Genomic DNA, 635 nt, shown 5'->3' with positions numbered 1-635 from the left:
CGGAATCCAATCCGGACCCACGCGCCCTCGGCCTGACCTCGCGCCATCTCGCCTATGTGATCTACACCTCAGGATCAACCGGTACGCCAAAGGGCGTCATGGTCGAGCATCGCGGATTGGTCAATCTGGGGCTGGCTCAGATCGGGCTTTTTGGCGTTTGTTCAAACAGCCGAGTGGTGCAGTTTGCCTCCGTTGGTTTTGATGCCAGCGCCTGGGAAATTGTTATGGCGTTTGGCTCAGGAGCCGTATTGCATTTGCCTGCGGATGAGCTCCGTCAAGCGAGTACCAAGCTATCGGATTATCTGCGAAGCGAAGCCATCACCCATGCGACGTTGCCTCCAGCCTTGCTTCAGGAAATCAGGAATGTGGAATATTTGGCGTTGCAAGCTCTCATTCTTGCTGGAGAGCTGCCGAAGGCTGAACTCATCCGACGCCTGCCTGCCGCATCTATTGTCAACGCCTATGGACCTACCGAAACGACGGTCTGCGCGACGACCTGGAGTTGCCTCGATGAGTTTGATGGAGCCATTGTCCCGATTGGCCGCCCGATTGCCAACACGCGGATCTATCTGCTGGACGGTCTTGCTGAGCCCGTTCCGTTTGGGGCGGTGGGGGAGCTTTACATCGGCGGGGCG

1 protein-coding gene is annotated in these 635 nt (G+C 57.6%); it reads left to right on the top strand.

Features of this window, described 5'->3' with window-relative positions; all coding sequences use genetic code 11:
* The coding region (locus tag QCM77_RS46025; protein ID WP_280097156.1) for an AMP-binding protein at window positions 1-635 on the top strand (635 nt) is incomplete at both ends.

Origin of the sequence: Bradyrhizobium nivariense (assembly GCF_029846695.2) — a bacterium.
In the GTDB taxonomy this organism is placed as follows: domain Bacteria; phylum Pseudomonadota; class Alphaproteobacteria; order Rhizobiales; family Xanthobacteraceae; genus Bradyrhizobium.
Note: the sequence above shows the minus strand (reverse complement) of the source record. Positions and strands in the feature narration are given on the sequence as shown.